Raw genomic sequence first — 16,911 nt, 5'->3', positions numbered from 1 at the left:
ATGGAAGAGAAGATCCTGGCCATCAATCCCGGCTCCACCTCCACCAAGCTGGCCCTGTTTGAGGGAGAGAGACTGGTTTTCAAGGAGAACGTGGTCCACGACGAGGCCGCACTGGCCCGGTATCCCAGGGCGGCCGACCAGCTGGAGCTCCGCTTGGAGACCATACGGCGGATCCTGGCGGAGCGGCAGGTGGACCTGCGGGGCTTCGCCGCCTTTGTAGGCCGGGGCGGCGGCCTGACGCCCTGCCCCGGCGGAGTATATGAGGTGGACGAGAAGCTGATCTCCGACGCGCTCGGCGGAAAAAATACCGACCATCCGGCCTGCCTGGGCTGCGCCATTGCCGACGGCTTTGCCAGGCAGTACGGAGGAAAGGCCTATATTGTGGATCCGCCTGATACCGACGAGTTCCAGGAGGTCGCCCGGATCACCGGAATCAAGGGGATCTACCGGATGAGCCATACCCATGCGCTAAACCAGAAGGAGACCGCCCGGCGGGCGGCGGCGGAGCTGGGCCTGGACTACCGCAGCGCCAACCTGATCGTGGCCCATCTGGGCGGCGGCGTCTCCGTGGCCGCCCATTGCCGCGGCAGGATGGTGGACGCCAATGACAACATCAACGGTGACGGGCCCATGGCCCCGACCCGGGCCGGGGCGCTCCCGGTGAAGGATGTCATGGACCTGTGCTGCTCGGGGACAAGGAGCCCGGAGGCGCTCTACCGGCTGATGGCCAAGGAGGGGGGCTTCCTCAGCCATCTGGGCACCTCAGAGGCCACGCAGGTGGCTGAGCGGGCCAAAGGGGGAGACGCATATGCCCGCCTGGTGTACGAGGCCTTCCAGTACCAGGTGGGAAAACGGATCGGCGCCATGGCGGCCGTGATGAAGGGCAGGGTGGACGCCATCGTCCTCACCGGGGGCATCGCCTACGACCAGGTGCTGACGGAACACCTGCGGGAGATGGTGGGCTTCCTGGCCCCAGTGCTGGTGCGCCCGGGAGAGCTGGAGCTGGAGGCCCTGGCTGCAGGCGCCCTTCGGGTGCTGCGGGGAGAGGAGGCGCCCCGGCACTACACTGGTCAGCCGGTTTTTTCCGGTTTTCCCACGTAATATACACAGCAAAACAGGCCCGCGTCCCATTGGGACGCGGGCCTGTTTTGCCGATTATGTCTCGCCCGTAAGGAGGGTGAACAGTTCCTCCGGCGTGGCGGCAATGGCGCTGGCGCCATGCTCCAATAAAAACGCCCGGCTGCGGAAGCCCCAGCTGACCGAGATGCAAGGCACGCCGGCGTTTTGGGCGGTAGCGATGTCCACATCGGAATCCCCGATATACACCGCACGGCCCCCGGGCACCCCCAGCTCCTCCAGGGCGCGGAATACCGTGTCCGGCGCGGGCTTGCGGGCCACGCCCTGGGACTCGCCGATGGCCACGGGGATGCGGTCTGCAAAGTAGGTCTGGCACAGCCCCTTGACCGCGCTGTCAAACTTGTTGGAGACTACGGCCCGACGGATTCCATGCGCCTCCAGCGCGTCCAAAAGGGCCAAAACACCGGGATAGGGCGCGGTCTTATTCTCCATATTCAGCAGGTAGTGGGCCCGAAAATCGGCCAGACAGCGGGCCTCCAGCTCGGGCGGGGTATCCTCCGGAACCGCCCGGGAGATCAGCTGGGCCACGCCGTTGCCCACGAAACAGCGCACCTCTTCCAGGGTCCGTCGGGGCAGTCCGTGGAGGGAAAGGGCGTAGTTGGTGCTGTCAGCCAGGTCCTGCAGCGTGTTGAGAAGAGTACCGTCCAGATCAAAAATTGCAGCTTCATATGCGGGCATACTATGTTCCTCCCCGATGTCGTTCCTGTTTTGGCATTATAGCACAGAGCCGCCGGTTTGAACACTGTCGGAATGACGGAATTAGAGGGAGAAAAGAAGAAAGACTCTGGCCAGAAGAAAGCCTAGTCCACCGCAGCAGGGAAAGGTGAGCAGCCAGGCTGTCCCCACGGAGCGCACCACCGTCCGGTCGACCCAACCGCCGTCCTCCCGGCCTGCGCCCAGAATGGCGGCCGTCTTGGCGTGGGTGGTACTCACGGGCAGGCCCAGCAGGGTACACAGCAGCAGTACGCAGCCCCCACCCAAATCGGCGGCAAAGCCGGAGCGTGGGGAGAGGGCGGTCATATCACGGCCCACCGTCTCGATGATCCGCCGCCCACCGATTCGGGTGCCCAGCGCCATCACTCCGGCGCACAGCAGCGCCGGCCAGAGGGGGACTGCAAAGCGGCCTGGGCCGCCCCCGGCCAGAGCGGTCCCCAGCAGAAAGATGCCGATGAATTTCTGGCCGTCCTGAGCGCCGTGGAGAAAAGCCATGGCCGCCGACCCGGCGATCTGTGCCCGGCGGAAGGAGCGCCTGCGGCCCCGCCTGGACAGCAGGCGGGACCAGCCGGCCCCGCACAGCCAGCCCAGGAGGACGGACAGCAGCAGGCCCAGCAGCACTCGCACCCAGGCGCCTGCATTCAGGTTGGCGGCCCCGCCGGGCATTGCCAGGGCCGCCCCGGTCACGCCGGCCACCAGGGCGTGGCTCTCGCTGGTGGGCACGCCGAAGCGCCAGGCCAGCACAGCCCATAGCACGATGGCGCACAGCGCCGCGCACAGGGCGGAGAGGGCCTGCCGCCCGCTGCCGCCGAACCCGGCGATGGAATAGAGGGTCTCGGCCACTGCGGGGCTTACGCCGGTCATGACCAGGGTCCCCAGCAGATTGCACCCGGCGGCCAGCCACGCCGCCCGCCGGAAGGTGAGTCCTCCCGTAGACACCACGGTGGCGATGGCGTTGGGCGCGTCGGTCCAGCCGTTGACCAGCACCACGGCCAGGGTAAGCAGCACCGTCAGGGCCAGCACCGGGTCCTGGGCGGCGCAGGAGAGAAAGGAACAGAAGGACTCAGACAAAAGAACACCCCCCGTCCCATGTGTACGGGACAGGGGGTGAAAATATGTGACGGACCCTAGTACAGGCCGATACTGCTCAGAATCTGCATCACATCCCCGGCGCGCTCGCTCCACGCGGCCGCCGCGCCGTACTCCCGGCGGCGGGCCCGGACCCAGTCGCCCCGCTCCGCCAGGGCGCGGCGGCACAGCCGGGCGAACTCCTCCGGGGTATGGGCGCTGTATACCACGTCGGGAAAATGCTCTACCTGATCGGGATAGAGCATGGAGACGATGGGCTTGCCGGAGGAGAGGTACTCATACATCCGGCGGGGAATGACCTGGTAGCCGGCGTCCTGACGGAGCAGGTTCAGGCACACGTCAAAACGGCCCAGATAGTCGGGGATCTCCACCGGCAGGCGGGGCCCCAGAAAGGTCACGTTGGGCAGCTCCTCCAGGGCGGACAGGCGGGCGCCGCGCTCCGCCTGCCCCACAAAGACCAGCTGGGCCTCCGGCAGGGCCAGGGCGCAGGAGAGGGCGGGGGAGAGCTCCAGATCCCGGTGAATGGTGCCCACATACCCCAGCATGGGGCCGGTCCAGCCGCACAGCTCCGGGGGACACTCCAGCCCGGGACGGGTAAACATGGGATAGCTGACCCCGTTGGGCAGAAGAGCGATGTTGTCATTGCAGGGGGAGAGGTGGTCGATGAGCTCCGGCGAGGCGGCGAAGATCACATCCGCGGCCAGAGCCAGGTCGCTCTCCCAGCGGATGGGCAGCTCGGACCAGTCCCGGCAGCAGTCATAGACAATGCCGCGGCAGGGCAGCTCATCCAGCAGGTGCACCGCCTGGGGGGTGTCACACCAGAGGACCGGCTCCCGGAAGCGATGGCGCTCCAGCAGGGCGCGGATATACTTGACCAGGCGGCGCTGCCCCAGGCGGAACAGGCGGGGATGGCGCTCCTCCACATCCGGAATGGGCGGGAGAGTATAGACCGTCAGGCCGGGCCGCACCCGGCGGCCGGGCCGCTGATAGCCGGGGCCCGATGGCTCGAAAAAGAGAATTTGTACGTCACGCAGACGGGTGAGCAGCTGCTGGGTGCGGGTGGGCACCGCCATCCAGGGCATGGAGGAAAGACAGATCAATTGGCGCAAGGGGGGATTCACCTCGTTTGTCAGACTTGCAGCAGGCGCGCCGCCGCCTCGGAATTGCGGCGCTCCACCTGGCGCAGCCGGTCCACGCCTCCGGAGAGGAACTGCGTATCTCCGATCCGGGCACAGGCGGCGTCAATGTGGGCACATAAAAGCGCAGGAGTAACCCGGCCCAGATCGGTGTACAGGTCCTGCCCAATATAGGAGAGGAAGGAGCTGATCTTCTGGTCGTATACCACGCCCACCAAGGGAACCCCCTGTCCGGCGGCAAAGACCAGGGCGTGCAGCCGCATGGAGACCACGGCCTGCATCCGGGCAAACAGGCCGATGGTGTGCTCGGAACTGCCGGTCTGCTCCAGAATATAGTGGGGAGCCTTCATCAGCCGGGCGGCCTGCCGGGCCGCGCCCACGTCCAGACGGCGCTCAATGGGGAGAAACACGGGGGTGAGGCCATATTTCTCCCATGCGTAGTCCGCCGCAGCCGCGAATACCGCGGCCTTCTCCTCAAAGCCCGGCCACGGGCGGAGGGTGAAGCCGATGTATTTGCCCCGGGGGTCCAGCCCCTGGCTCTCCAGCAGACCGTCTACCACTTGCTCCGACGCGGCGGGCAGAATCACCGTGGGGTCGGCGGAGAGAAGAATCTCCGGGGCGGTGACCCCCATATCGTCCAGTTCCGTCTTGGAGTGGGTGTCCCGCAGGGTGATGATGTCCACGCTTTTCTGAAGCACCCTGGCAGCCCGGCGGCGGTTGGACGGGGTATGGATGGGGCCGATGCCGCAGCCGTACATCATCACCCGGTTGCCCAGCCGCTTGGCGGCGGAGATGGTAAAAAGGTAGAACCACAGGGAGCGGTGGCTGGTCACATCCTGCATCAGGGAGCCGCCGCCGTTGATGTACAGACGGGTCCTGCACATGCGGGTGAGAAAGCGCGGGAAGGCAAACGTATAGATGGAATTGACCCGGTAGGTCCTGCGTGTGTCGTCCGGATTGCGGGAGAGCACCCAGATGGGCAGGTCGGGGTCGATCTGCCGCAGCTCGGTGACAATGGCCTCCAGAATGGCGTCGTCTCCCGCATTGCCCCGGCCGTAAGCGCCGCAGACTAGGGCTCCGTCCCGCCGACCGGTGCTGCGCGCCTGCCGGCGGAGAATGGTCTCGTAAATGCTCAGCTGGCGGCGCAGGGTACTCTCCAGGGAGAAGTCGGCCCGGGCCTTTTCGTATAGTCGCTCTCCCAAGTGGCGGCGCAGCTCTGCGTCCCCGGCCAGGGCGGCCAGGTGGCCGGCCAAAGCGTCCGCATCCCCGGCCTCAAAGAGAAGGCCCGTGACCCCGTGCTCAATGAGGTAGGGCACCCCGCCCACCCGGCTGGCCACGGTGGGCAGATGGGCGCGGGCACCCTCGGTCAGGGAGTAGGGAAACGTCTCGGACAGGGAGGTGAGGGTGTTCACATCAATGGCGTTGTAGAAGCTGTCGGTGTCGCTGACCCACCCGGCAAAGCACACCTGGCGTTCCACCCCCAGCTCCCGGGCCAGAGCCTTGAGCCGGTCGCTCTCCTCGCCGTCTCCCGCAATGAGCAGGCGCAGGTTGGGGTGATCGGTCCAGGCCTTGGCAAAGCCGCGCACCAGAGTGGCGATGTCCTTGACCGGGTTGAGCCGGGCGGCAATCCCCACCACCACGCTCTCTCCGTCCGCGTCCAGCCCCACGCTGCGCAGATAGTCCGCCCGGGAGAGGGCTGCGGGCCGGGGGGTGAAATCCAAACCGTTGTAGATGGTAAAAATCCGGTCCGGGTCAAAGCCACGGGAAATCAGCAGGTCGGTCATGGCGTCGGATACGCCGATACGGTAGTCCAGCCTCCGCAGGGCGCGGGCGTTGATGGTGCCGTAGGTAAGCCGGGAAAGGGGGCGGCCCAGATAGTCCAGTTTCCAGTCGGAGTGCACGGTGGTTACTACGGGCAGGCCAGTGGAGCGGCGCAGAAGCGCGCCCATCATATTGCCCCGGGCGCCGTGACAATGGATGATTTGATAGCCGCCCTCCCGAATCATGCGCTTCAGGGTCCGATAGGTGTGCAGCAGGTTGCGCCCGGGCAGCACCTGTGTGGGGATGCCCAGCTCACGGGCCTCCTGGGCGAAAGGGCCTTCCATAAAACACACCATTGTCACATCAATGGTGCGGGAGAGATTCTGAAGCAGGGAGTGGACATGGGTTTTGGCACCGCCGCTGTCGCCGCCGGAGATAAGGTGGATAACCTTCATGGGAAGTCCCTCCAAAAAAGACTTGTAGAACCATAGGATACTATGGTACAATAACGTTGTTTCACGGATGCGGAGTATAGGGGGCACGCATTACGTGCAAAAGGCAAAATTCGATTGGTTCTATTGTACCAGTGATTATGTCAATTTACAACCTCGGAGGCAGCAAAAGATGATCGATGAAAAAGGAAGACTTTTTGGAAAAATTAATATTGTAGACCTGCTGGTGATCCTGGTGATCGTGATCGCGGCCGTCTTTGTGGGCGTGAAGTTCCTGGGTGGCGGAAGCTCCGGAGGTATCGGCGCGGCCAAGACCAAGGTGGTCTATACCGTGCTGGTGGAAAATGTGCAGCCCGAGGTCTATGAAAATATCAAGGCCTGCGTGGATGCGGGCGACGCAACCCTGATGGCCTCCGGCGAGCTGCTTGACGGCAAGGTGACCGCCGTGACCTCGGCCCCCCATGAGGAGAACATCAGTGTCAGCAGCAGCGGTGATTCGGTGATCATCCCGGTGGGGAAGGGACATCTGGACCTGACCTTTACCATTGAGTGCAATGTGATCAATCCCATCACCACGGAGATCGGCACCCAAGAGGTGCGCATTGGTAAGACCCATATTGTCAAAACCGATAAATTTGAACTGGCCAACGGCACCATCCTCAGCTGCCAGTGGGGTGAGGACGCGGCCTGAATTGCACTTGTGAGAAGCGATAGGGGGCGGCGGATTTCCCGCCGCCCCTCCTGTTTTAGGAGTTTATGATGTTGGAATGGTTCCTTGCGGCGGATGGAGCCGTATTGCTGTGGATACAGGAAAACCTGCGCAGCGCTCTGCTCACGCCCTTGTTTTCGCTGTATACGCAGTTGGGCAATGGGGGAATGCTGTGGATTGTGCTCTCCCTTCTGATGCTGTGTCATAAAAGGACGCGAAAGGCGGGCTGGCTCTCCCTCCTGGCGATGCTGCTGGGGCTGCTGTGTACCAATGTGATCCTCAAGCACCTGGTGGGCCGGGCGCGCCCGTGGACCGTACTGACCGGGCTGACGGCGCTGGTGGTGGAGCGGGACCCCAATTCCTTTCCCTCCGGGCACACCTGCGCAGCCTTCGCCTCGGCGGGGGCGTGGTGCCGAACCCTGCCCTGCCGCTGGATGAAGGTGCTGGGCGTGGCGCTGGCGGCGCTGATGGGCTTCTCCCGCCTCTATGTGGGAGTCCATTACCCCAGCGATGTGATCGCCGGCTGCGCAGTAGGACTGATCTGCAGCCAGGCGGTATGGTTACTCTGGAAATGGGCAGCAGCCAGACGGTCGGCGGAAGATACGGCCTGAGCATTTGAGACAACCCCCTCCGGGCAGGCCCGAAGGGGGTTGTTTATGCGGCGTAAGCCGCTGATATACAGAAGGAGCCTGCCGTGCACTGCGCCGTGACCTGACCATCGGACAGGGCAAGCACAAGACGGGCTTCTTCTCCGGCAGGACCCAGACGAGAGAGCGTGTCCGGTGGGGCAAAGGACTCCAGAGGAAAATAGACGGATAAGCTCAGAGCTTCCGGTGTTTCTATGCAGGCCTGAAGAAGCAGATCGCCGGAGCACAGATAAAGTTCCCGCTTTCCAGCCGCCAGGGCCTGTGCCGCAGCGCAGACCAGCGGCCAGGAGTCCGTCTGGCTGGTAAGTGGAATTGCACGGAGAATCAGCGCCTCTGGAGTATCCACGAGACAGGGGAATAACGCGCCGGGCGCCTCGAGGGGCTGCACGCCGCCCATACAGAGGGAAGCACGCTTCAGAGAAAGCATGTCACCGCCAGGGGCCAGACACGGAATGTCTACGATCAACACGGTTGGATGCTCCCGGTCCCAACCAACACTGCAGCCCAAGCCCTCTGCGGCTGCCCTGACCGGAAGATAGAGGACCTCTCCCTCCCGGCAAGCGGCGGGCAGAGCAGCCGAAACACCGTCGCGAGTGACAATAATGGTTTTGTCAGCAGCGCGGTATTCGGCCTCGGCGTCCAAAAGGCCGATCAGATCCTGGCAGGGGAGGTAGGCCCTTCTGTCCTTCAGAACGAGACGCACGTCCACAACAGTGCCGTTTAACTGCAGAGAAGGGGGCGCCAGAGCCAGAGCGGGAGCGGAAAGGCCCAGGAATATGTTCAGGAGAAGGAACAGCCCAAGACATCTCTTTTTCATCAAAACACACTCCCATGGAAAAGGTCACTTTTTATACCATTATAAGCCCTATTCCGACCTTTGACAACGACAAGTCCGGTTACAAAAAGGTGGGCGCATCCATTCGGATGCGCCCACCTCAACAGTTTGGAGAAAATGGATTACTTCAGCTCCACCTTGGCGCCGACTTCCTCCAGCTTCTTCTTCAGCTCCTCGGCCTCGTCCTTGGCCACATGCTGCGCCCCAGGATACGGTATACGGCTTACGCCGTAGGGAAAAGGGGCAGACTGGAGCAAGGCCCGCCGCCGCGCTCCCATTGTACCACCTGGTCAAGGGTAAAGGCTGCGCCCGCTTTGCGCCCTTGACTGGCGGTGGTCCTGCTGGGTGCCCGGCGACGGGCGGAAAGGAGGGCTGGAGATGATCTCAGCCGGAATCAGCAAGGGGACAAGGAAGTACGTCTACGCGCGGGAGGGCTACCGCTGCGCCCTTTGTGACAGCACAAAGTACATCCAGGTCCATCACTGCGTAAAGCGCTCTGAGGGGGGCACAGACAGCGTAGAGAACCTAATATGCCTGTGCGCGGACTGCCACGCCATGGCCCACGGCATGAACCTTAACGACTGGCAGGACGTGACCCGGGAGGACATAGAGCAGGCCGTAGTGGAGTACCTGGCGGACTACTACGCCCCGGACTGGAATCCGTGGAGGGCCGGGCCGCGATGATGCGGCCCCGGTCTGAACATCACCGTTTGGGGATGGCACCGTTCGGGGACCCCGCCCCCACTCCGGGGGGCACCCCGTCCGGTTGTGCCTCGTGCCTCGGCACGTCGGCGGAATGCTCGGCCCCGTCGGCCCCTCCGGGCGGCGCTGCGGGGCCCTGGCGCGCCCCTTCGTTGCCGCCCTGCGGGCTTCGGCCCGCCCGCTGCGCGGTCGCCGCTGTGCTCGCTAGGGCTCGCTCCGCTGGCCTCGGGCTGTCGCCGCCTGGCCTCGCCCGTCGCCCGGCTTCGCGCGCCCCCCGCTGTCCCGGCTCCTGGCCCTTGCGGGCCGCGCCGGGTGCGGCCCATGGCGCTTGGGGTCGGCCTGCGCGCCGCTGCGGGCTTCGTGACTCGCCCTTGGGCTGCTGCGGCCTCCCCGCTGCGCGCCCTGGGCCTCAGCGGGGCCCCCTGCGCTGCGCCCTTCGGGCCCCGCTGCGCGGGTCCGGGCTCCTCCCGCCGGGCGGGGCTGGGGCGGCGCTGCCGCCCCTGTTCGCCTCCGCCCCGCCCGGCGCGCGTGCGGTTCAGGAAAACGAAACCTATTGCGCCGCAAGGGATTCCGGGCCTGGGGCCTTATGACATACCGACAAGAAAGGGGTTAATATGACAGATTTTGAACGCAAGCTGGCCCGCTACAAGCGCGGCCTGGAGGCCATGAGCGCGGAAGAAAGGGAGGCTGTGGCCGTTGCCTTGGAGGGGGCGCTACGGCCTGCTGGAAAGGACTGGATGGGCCTGGTAACGAACATCGTAGCGGCGCGGGGGCGGGCAATGGCCCGGCAGGACAGCGACAAGAGGACGGACGCAAAGCGGCGTGTACTGGTGGGTGCGCACGTGCCGAGGGGCTTGGCCGAGCGGGTAAAGGCGGCTGCGGCTGCAAAGGGGGTATCACAATACCGGTTTCTGGTTGACGGAATAGAACGTATGTGCGATGATGAAAAGGCTGGTGTTGGCAGAGAGGGGGGAGCGTGAGGGAACGGAAACCCCCGAGCGGAAAGCCGCTCGGGGGTTAAATCTGGGAAATTCTTACTTCAGCTCCACCTTGGCGCCGACTTCCTCCAGCTTCTTCTTCAGCTCCTCGGCCTCGTCCTTGGAGACACCCTCCTTGACAGCCTTGGGAGCGGCCTCGACCAGGCCCTTGGCCTCGGCCAGGCCCAGACCGGTGATCTCGCGGACCGCCTTGATGACCTTAATCTTCTCGGCGCCGACCTCGGCCAGCACCACGTCGAACTCGGTCTTCTCCTCAGCAGCGGGAGCGGCAGCGCCGCCGGCGGCGGGAGCGGCCATGGCAGCGGCGGAAACGCCGAACTCCTCCTCCAGGGCGTGAACGAGCTCGGAGAGCTCCAGAACGGTCAGGCCCTTAACCTCTTCGATGAGGGCAGTAATCTTCTCAGAAGCCATAATATGTTACCTCCTAAAATTGTTGTCTTTCAGTCAAATGTGCGGGCGGCACTGCGCCCGGCGGGATGGGAACTTACTCGGCGGCGGGAGCCTCGGCCTCCACGAAGCCGCCCTTCTCCTCGGCGATGGCCTTCAGGACAATAGCCAGGCTGGTGATGGGGGCCAGCATGGTGCCCAGGACCTGCGCCTGCAGAACCTCCTTGGAAGGCAGCTCGGCCAAGGCCATGATCTCGTCCAGGGAGAGCACCTTGCCGTCCATAAAGCCGGCCTTAATGGTGAACTTAACGCCGTTGAATTGCTTGGCAAACTTGTTGATGACGCGCATGGGAGCGATGGGATCGCCGTGAGACAGGGCCATAGAAGTGGTGCCGTTGAGAACGGGGTCGATCTCCTCCAGGCCGCAGTTGTTGACGGCAAAGCGGGCCAGGGTGTTCTTCACCACGGCGTAGTCGAGCTCGTTCTTGCGGCACTCGGCGCGCAGAGCGGTATCCTCGGCCACGGTGATGCCCTTGTAGTCCACAAGCACGCCGCTGCTGGCGGTCTTGATCTTCTCGGTCAGCTCAGCCACGATAGCCTGCTTCTCACTGAGAACCTTTGCGTTAGGCATGATAGATTCACCTCCAGAAAAATGAAATGCTGTTTCGCATCCAAAGACGCAAAACAGCACAGGAAAACCCATATACTGCATTCTCGGCGGGACTTACAGATGCCCGCTGTCTTTGAATACGAATGGTATTATATCAATTTGGACAGGCAATGTCAAGAAGGACCTGCACAAAATTGATGTTTTTTGCAGAGGAATGGGAGGACACCCCCAAAAAACCCCGCAGAATTCTGCCGCTGGCGGCAGTTTGGTATCCAGGGGGGAGACTTAGCCCCCCTGGACGACACTTTTAGTCGCGCTGTGGTTTGGGCGCATGGCCGAGGCGCTAAGTACGCCCTGCGCCGAAAATGCCGCTCAGGGCCTGCGGCCCTTCACCTGTTTTTCGGTCTGCGGGCTGGCTTAGCGCCTCTATGCGCCTAAGCTCCGCGCTTTTGATTACATCAGCTTGGCGCCGTTGACCTTGACGCCGGGGCCCATGGTGGAGGCCACAACGCAGGAACGGATATACTGGCCCTTGGCGGCGGAGGGCTTGGCCTTGACAATGGCGCCCATCAGAGCGTTGAAGTTCTCGGTGAGCTTCTCAGCGCCGAAGGAGACCTTACCGATGGGGCAGTGGATGATGTTGGTCTTGTCCAGACGGTACTCCACCTTACCGGCCTTGATCTCGGTGACGGCCTTGGCCACATCGGGAGTGACGGTGCCGGCCTTGGGGGAGGGCATCAGGCCCTTGGGGCCGAGAACCTTACCCAGACGGCCTACCACGCCCATCATGTCGGGAGAGGCCACGACCACGTCGTAGTCAAACCAGTTTTCCTTCTGAATCTTCTCCACCAGGTCCATCTCGCCCACAAAGTCCGCGCCGGCGGCCTTGGCGGCCTCGGCCTTGTCGCCCTTGGCGAAGACCAGCACCCGCTGGGTCTTACCGGTGCCATGGGGCAGCACGATGGCGCCGCGGACCTGCTGGTCGGCGTGACGGGAGTCCACGCCCAGCTTCACATGCAGCTCAACGGTCTCGTCAAACTTGGCGGCAGCGGTCTTGACCACCAGGTCCATGGCCTCGGTGGTATCGTACAGGTTGGCGCGGTCAATCTGTTTGGACGCGTCCTGATATTTCTTTCCTCTAAACATTCCTGATTCCCTCCTTACTCACCGACCACAATGCCCATGGAACGGGCGGTGCCGGCGATCATGCTCATGGCGGCCTCAATGCTGCCGGCATTCAGGTCGGGCATCTTGAGCTCGGCGATCTTGCGCACATCTTCCTTGCTGATGGTGGCCACCTTGTTCTTGTTGGGCACGCCGGAGGCCGTCTCGATGTTGCAGGCCTTCTTAATCAGCACGGCGGCGGGGGGAGTCTTGGTAATAAAGGTAAAGGAACGGTCGGCGTAGACGGTGATCACTACGGGGATGATCATGCCAGCCTCGTTCTTGGTGCGCTCATTGAATTCCTTGGTGAAAGCGGCGATGTTCACGCCGTGCTGACCAAGGGCGGGGCCGACGGGGGGAGCGGGAGTCGCCTTGCCCGCCGGAATCTGCAGTTTTACGAAACCAGTTACTTTCTGTGCCATTTGAAACAGCACCTCCTACGATAAATGTGGTTGGAACGGCGTAAAAACGCCTCCCACGTGCGGGGGAAAATCAGCCCTCTACAGGCTCGATCTGGTCGAGCTCCAGCTCGACAGGGGTCTCACGGCCGAACATGGAGACCACTACACGGACCTTGCTGCGGTCCAGATCGATCTCCTCCACAGTGCCCAGGAAGGACTCCAGGGCGCCGTCGGTAATCTTGACATTGTCGCCCACCTGATAGCCCACCACGACCTCGCGCTTTTCCACGCCGAGGGAGGCAATTTCATCCTCCGTGAGGGGGATGGCCTTGTTGCCGGAGCCCACAAAGCCGGTGACGCCGCGGACATTGCGCACCAGGTGCCATGTCTCGTCCGTCATCACCATCTTCACCAGCACATAGCCGGGGAACACCTTGCGCTCCACAGTCTTGGGGCCGTTGTCGGTAATTTCGGTCACCGTCTCCATGGGGATGCTGACCTCGTGGATCAGATCACGCAGGCCGCGGTTCTCCACGGCCTTCTCAATGGAAGCGGCCACGGTGTTTTCATAACCGGAATAGGTATGCGCTACATACCACTTCGCGTTATCAGACATGTCGCCGCACCCTTAACCCTTACCGAACAGGGCAAGCAGAGCGCTGATCACGCCGCCGGCCAGTGCGTCGAACACCCAGATGCAGATGCCGACCACGATGCAGCAGACAATGACGACCACGGTGTTGTTGACGGTCTGCTTGCCAGTGGGCCATACGACCTTCTTCAGCTCGGCCTTCATATCCTTGAACCATTTGCCGATGCGGGCGAATACGCTGGGCTTGGACTTCTTGGCGTCCTTTTTGCTCTTGGCAGCCTTGTCCTCCTTGGAGGTCTGCTGGAGCTTCTCGTTTTCAGACATTCAGTTTAACCCTTCTTTCTCCTGAGGCGTTTGCAGCGCTCATTACTTGGTTTCATTGTGAACCGTGTGCTTTCTGCAGAAGGGGCAGTACTTGTTCATCTCCAGACGGTCAGGGGAATTCTTCTTGTTCTTGGTGGTGTTGTAGTTCCTCTGCTTGCACTCGGAGCAGCGGAGCGTGATTTTCACCCGGGAACCAACCTTTGCCATGTGTTCGGCACCTCCTTCATTTGTTGACCGCAGGCATAAAAAATGCCGGATGCGGCCTGAGCCGAATCCAGCAACGCACAGGCGCGGTTTCACGCGCCTTACTGTCGTCACGGTGCGGATTCGGCAAGCTTGCCTCCCTATGTCTCACATTGGAGGAAGGGTTTTGTGCGTCATCACACCGTAAAAATGCGCACAAAAAAAGAGCCCTTTTTCATAGGTGATGGTAGTTTATCATAGTGGAAAATAAATGTCAATCTATTTTTGGTCATATGGGGGACAAAAACAGGGCGGGAAGAAGAATTTCCCGCCCTGTTTCTCCATGAGTTATTATACAGACAGTTCCCACTGAGAGACATAAGAGGTGGTAGCGTCCAGAGTCAGAGTAGCTACCAATCGCAGGGTGCTGTAATCGTCACTGTGGTCAAAGTCAGCGTCCATTTTGATGTCAGCCTCGTCGTCGGTAATGATGTTGCCCACTCGGACTTCTGTGACATCGGTGGAGGGGAAGTAGCACTCAATGGTGCCATAACCATAAGAGCCGTATGCCGTTTTCCAGGCATTCCACTTCTCGCCCTCGGAGGTCCAAGTGGCCACCGGTGTGTCACCTTGGTAAAGCTCTATCTTCATGCCAAGGCTGTCGGCCATACCGACGATAGTGGTGGTGTTGATGGATGCGGAAGCACACAGCCAGTGGCCGGCAGGGCTGCTGTACTCGTCCCAGCCGGTTCCGCTGTCACCAGCGTAAATCTGAACGGAAAAATCAGGGCTGTTATAGACGGTAGTTTTCTCACCGCGCTTAACCGCACCCACAATAGTGCCTTCGATGGCAGCGCCTTCCTCCACGGTCAAGGTGCTGCCGGAGGCAATGGTAAGAGTTTTGCCTTCGGTAACCGTCAGGGTGGTTCCTGCCTTGACGGTTGCGTCGCTGCTGCGGTTCATATCACCCGTGATATAGTAGCGGGCAGTAGCAGCGGCACCTTCTAGATACAGGTTATCTCCGCTGGAAACAGCCTTACAGAATACCTCATTGCCGTTTGTCCAGTCCTCGCGGCAGTAGTCGCCTTTACAATTGGTGAAGCGATTGCCGGTAATAATGGCGAGGTCCTGTTCGTCTGTCATGGCGGCCGGAACGCTGGCGCCCTTGCCTGTGAAGGCTTTATTTATACCGCCGGAAATAATGATAGCGCCGGATACGTAGCCGCTATCGGTTGTCTGATAACCCTCAAAATGATTATCTGTGATCGTATAATCAACATTTGTATCGGTGGGCCAGATAGACAGGCCATTTGAAATCCCGCCGGAGCCATTCGTCAAATTAAAGGTACAGTTAGTAATGGTTAAGGTCTTACAAGCGGCATTGATCGCGTTGCGAGCCTCAGTATTTTCACCGGCGGCGTCGCCTTTATTTTTTATGACGAGCTGCTCAAAGACGGCACCATCCGCAATCACGGTGAAATTACCGTAAATGGCGGCGGTCCCATTGCCTTGGATGGTAATCGCATTTTCTACCTTATAAGTGGTATATTGATCGGAGGAGCCTACATCCGCGACCACCTTCACGGTTCCATTTTCGCCAGCGGCGGTGATGGCGTCGGCCAGATCAGCATAGCTGTTTTCACCCACAACAGCCACCGCACCGCTTACCAAGCGAATCAACCCGGTCAGGTCCAACCTAGTCTGATAGGCAGTATAGCCGGGGCGGGCGACGGTGATATCAATGTAATCACTGCTTTCAGTAACAGCCCAGGTAAATTCCAGAGAACCGTCGCTGGCTACAGTAAACTCCTTGGTTAGGTTATCTACTGTGGTAACCGTATCACCCTCACGCATACCGGAAAGCTTGAAGACAAAGTAATGGTTGCCGCCGTCTGTCCACAGCGGGCTCTCTACATAGCACAGGGTACCGGTGACAGCGCCTCCGGACAGGCTGACCTCGTTGCCCAGGTTAGCATTCGTCTTATCATAAGCGCCCGTTATGGCGTTATCCACTGTGATAGACACCCCGGAGACGGCCGGTGTGCCGGAGCCCCCGGAAGCGCTTCCAGAGCCGGCGGATGCCTTGGTGACGACCGCCTCGCCGCCGGATACGGTTTTGCCGTTTTCCGTAACACCCGTGGTGCCCTCGGCCACGGTGAGCTGGGTGCCGTCGGTGTTGACCTTGGTGTTGTCGCCGGAGACAAAGGCGGTTTCCACCTTGCCGCTGCCGGAAATGGTCACATTGTCCGCCTGGGCAATCAGCGCGGTCACGCAGCCCCCTTTGTTGACGGTCAGGGAAGCGCCCCGCGCTCCGGGGGCGAGGAGGACCTGATCCACTGCTTCGGAGACAGTGATTGAGGCGTTGGGAGCGGCGATCAGAACAATGCCGCCTCCGGCGGCCTGGACATAGGCGCCGGACTCGTTGGCATAGACGGAGATGGCCCGGTCCAGAATTGCCGCCATAGAGGCGCGGTTGATGCTGCTCTCCGGCAGAATGGATCCGGAGTCAGTGCCGGTAAGAATCCCGGCATCCACCATGGCGGAGACCAGTCCGGCGGCCTAGGCGGCCACCTGTTCCCCGTCCGGGAAGGCGGAGAGGCTGGACTGCTCCGCGGGGGCGATGCCCAGTGCCCGGGCGGTCATGACCGAGGCCTCTTGGCGAGTGACGGGGGCGGCGGCGCTGCAGCCGACACCGTCGCCCTGCACGATGCCGGCGGCAGTGCACTTGAGAATTGCGGCGGCATACCACTCATCGCCGTTCAGGTCAGCGTAGGGATTTTCCGCCTCTTCCTCCAGTCCCAGGAGATTGGCGAAAATGGTAGCCAGCTCGCCGCGGGTCAGCGGGGCGTCCGGGCGGAATGCGCCGGCGTCGCCCTGCACCACGCCGTAGCCGCTCCAGCGCTCAATGGAGGACTCGGCCCAGTGATCCGCAGTGTCCGAGTAGCGCGGGGACTCCTCCGCCGAGGCGGGCAGAACCGCCAGGGACAGGAGAAGCGCCAGGGATAGGAATGTACTGATGATTCGCTTCATGTTCCAACTTCCTTTCTGTTTTCTCACGGTGAGGCCGGGG

At 62.0% G+C, this 16,911-nt stretch carries 20 protein-coding genes; 5 read left to right on the top strand and 15 right to left on the bottom strand.

Annotated elements, in window-relative coordinates:
* A complete protein-coding gene (gene buk / locus H9Q75_RS04285; RefSeq protein WP_186564878.1) occupies positions 1-1,101 on the top strand; it encodes a butyrate kinase in 1,101 nt (366 codons plus the stop codon).
* A gap of 54 nt (positions 1,102-1,155) precedes the next feature.
* Here the strand turns inward: buk and H9Q75_RS04280 are convergent, their stop codons facing one another.
* From H9Q75_RS04280 to csaB, 4 genes are all read right to left on the bottom strand, one after another.
* A complete protein-coding gene (locus H9Q75_RS04280; protein ID WP_186564877.1) occupies positions 1,156-1,815 on the bottom strand; it encodes an HAD family hydrolase in 660 nt (219 codons plus the stop codon).
* 81 nt (positions 1,816-1,896) lie between these two features.
* Positions 1,897-2,922 (bottom strand): inorganic phosphate transporter, encoded by a 1,026-nt coding sequence (locus tag H9Q75_RS04275; RefSeq protein ID WP_186564876.1) that lies wholly within the window; start codon positions 2,920-2,922, stop codon positions 1,897-1,899.
* 56 nt (positions 2,923-2,978) lie between these two features.
* Positions 2,979-4,049, bottom strand: a complete 1,071-nt coding sequence (locus H9Q75_RS04270; protein WP_243200665.1) for a glycosyltransferase family protein — start codon at positions 4,047-4,049, stop codon at positions 2,979-2,981.
* Between the two features lie 20 nt (positions 4,050-4,069).
* The gene (gene csaB / locus H9Q75_RS04265) at positions 4,070-6,292 is read right to left on the bottom strand and encodes a polysaccharide pyruvyl transferase CsaB (protein WP_186564875.1); all 2,223 of its coding nucleotides are present in this window, start codon (positions 6,290-6,292) and stop codon (positions 4,070-4,072) included.
* Between the two features lie 169 nt (positions 6,293-6,461).
* Between csaB and H9Q75_RS04260 the strand changes: the two genes are divergently transcribed.
* Positions 6,462-6,980, top strand: a complete 519-nt coding sequence (locus tag H9Q75_RS04260; protein WP_186564874.1) for a DUF4330 domain-containing protein — start codon at positions 6,462-6,464, stop codon at positions 6,978-6,980.
* Positions 6,981-7,045: 65 nt separating this feature from the next.
* On the top strand, positions 7,046-7,609 hold the full coding sequence (locus H9Q75_RS04255; RefSeq protein WP_243200664.1) for a phosphatase PAP2 family protein: 564 nt from the start codon (positions 7,046-7,048) through the stop codon (positions 7,607-7,609).
* 43 nt (positions 7,610-7,652) lie between these two features.
* On the opposite strand, the gene H9Q75_RS04250 is transcribed toward H9Q75_RS04255, so the two are convergent.
* Together H9Q75_RS04250 and H9Q75_RS12620 are read right to left on the bottom strand one after the other, a co-directional pair.
* On the bottom strand, positions 7,653-8,462 hold the full coding sequence (locus H9Q75_RS04250) for a hypothetical protein (protein ID WP_186564873.1): 810 nt from the start codon (positions 8,460-8,462) through the stop codon (positions 7,653-7,655).
* 140 nt (positions 8,463-8,602) lie between these two features.
* Complete coding sequence (locus H9Q75_RS12620) at positions 8,603-8,758, bottom strand: ribosomal protein L7/L12 (protein WP_243200663.1); 156 nt, start codon at positions 8,756-8,758, stop codon at positions 8,603-8,605.
* A 100-nt stretch (positions 8,759-8,858) separates the two neighbouring features.
* On the opposite strand from H9Q75_RS12620, the gene H9Q75_RS04240 reads away from it, so the two are divergent.
* Entirely contained in the window at positions 8,859-9,164 is a 306-nt protein-coding gene (locus tag H9Q75_RS04240; RefSeq protein ID WP_186564872.1) for an HNH endonuclease, read from the top strand.
* Between the two features lie 632 nt (positions 9,165-9,796).
* Positions 9,797-10,162 carry a hypothetical protein gene (locus tag H9Q75_RS04235; RefSeq protein WP_186564871.1) on the top strand — a complete coding sequence of 122 codons (366 nt, stop codon included), beginning with the start codon at positions 9,797-9,799 and terminating at the stop codon, positions 10,160-10,162.
* A 54-nt stretch (positions 10,163-10,216) separates the two neighbouring features.
* On the opposite strand, the gene rplL is transcribed toward H9Q75_RS04235, so the two are convergent.
* The 9 genes from rplL to H9Q75_RS04190 all read right to left on the bottom strand — a co-directional run bounded on the left by rplL (position 10,217) and on the right by H9Q75_RS04190 (position 16,871).
* Complete coding sequence (gene rplL / locus H9Q75_RS04230; RefSeq protein WP_186564870.1) at positions 10,217-10,591, bottom strand: 50S ribosomal protein L7/L12; 375 nt, start codon at positions 10,589-10,591, stop codon at positions 10,217-10,219.
* Positions 10,592-10,664: 73 nt separating this feature from the next.
* The gene (gene rplJ, locus H9Q75_RS04225; protein WP_186564869.1) at positions 10,665-11,198 is read right to left on the bottom strand and encodes a 50S ribosomal protein L10; all 534 of its coding nucleotides are present in this window, start codon (positions 11,196-11,198) and stop codon (positions 10,665-10,667) included.
* Positions 11,199-11,630: 432 nt separating this feature from the next.
* Entirely contained in the window at positions 11,631-12,323 is a 693-nt protein-coding gene (rplA, locus tag H9Q75_RS04220; protein WP_186564868.1) for a 50S ribosomal protein L1, read from the bottom strand.
* A gap of 14 nt (positions 12,324-12,337) precedes the next feature.
* Positions 12,338-12,763, bottom strand: coding sequence for a 50S ribosomal protein L11 (gene rplK / locus H9Q75_RS04215; RefSeq protein ID WP_186564867.1), 426 nt, complete (start codon positions 12,761-12,763; stop codon positions 12,338-12,340).
* Positions 12,764-12,833: 70 nt separating this feature from the next.
* Positions 12,834-13,358, bottom strand: coding sequence for a transcription termination/antitermination protein NusG (nusG, locus tag H9Q75_RS04210; RefSeq protein WP_186564866.1), 525 nt, complete (start codon positions 13,356-13,358; stop codon positions 12,834-12,836).
* A 12-nt stretch (positions 13,359-13,370) separates the two neighbouring features.
* A complete protein-coding gene (gene secE, locus H9Q75_RS04205) occupies positions 13,371-13,658 on the bottom strand; it encodes a preprotein translocase subunit SecE (protein WP_186564865.1) in 288 nt (95 codons plus the stop codon).
* Positions 13,659-13,700: 42 nt separating this feature from the next.
* The gene (gene rpmG, locus H9Q75_RS04200; RefSeq protein WP_186564864.1) at positions 13,701-13,865 is read right to left on the bottom strand and encodes a 50S ribosomal protein L33; all 165 of its coding nucleotides are present in this window, start codon (positions 13,863-13,865) and stop codon (positions 13,701-13,703) included.
* 327 nt (positions 13,866-14,192) lie between these two features.
* Positions 14,193-16,379: a right-handed parallel beta-helix repeat-containing protein gene (locus H9Q75_RS04195; protein WP_186564863.1), complete on the bottom strand. Its 2,187-nt coding sequence runs from the start codon at positions 16,377-16,379 to the stop codon at positions 14,193-14,195.
* Positions 16,380-16,400: 21 nt separating this feature from the next.
* Complete coding sequence (locus H9Q75_RS04190; protein ID WP_186564862.1) at positions 16,401-16,871, bottom strand: S-layer homology domain-containing protein; 471 nt, start codon at positions 16,869-16,871, stop codon at positions 16,401-16,403.
* Between the last annotated feature and the right edge of the window lie 40 nt (positions 16,872-16,911).

The sequence above is a fragment of the Lawsonibacter celer genome, from assembly GCF_014281125.1.
GTDB classification, from domain to species: Bacteria; Bacillota; Clostridia; order Oscillospirales; family Oscillospiraceae; genus Lawsonibacter_B; species Lawsonibacter_B celer.
This window is presented reverse-complemented; position numbering and strand designations above follow the sequence as displayed.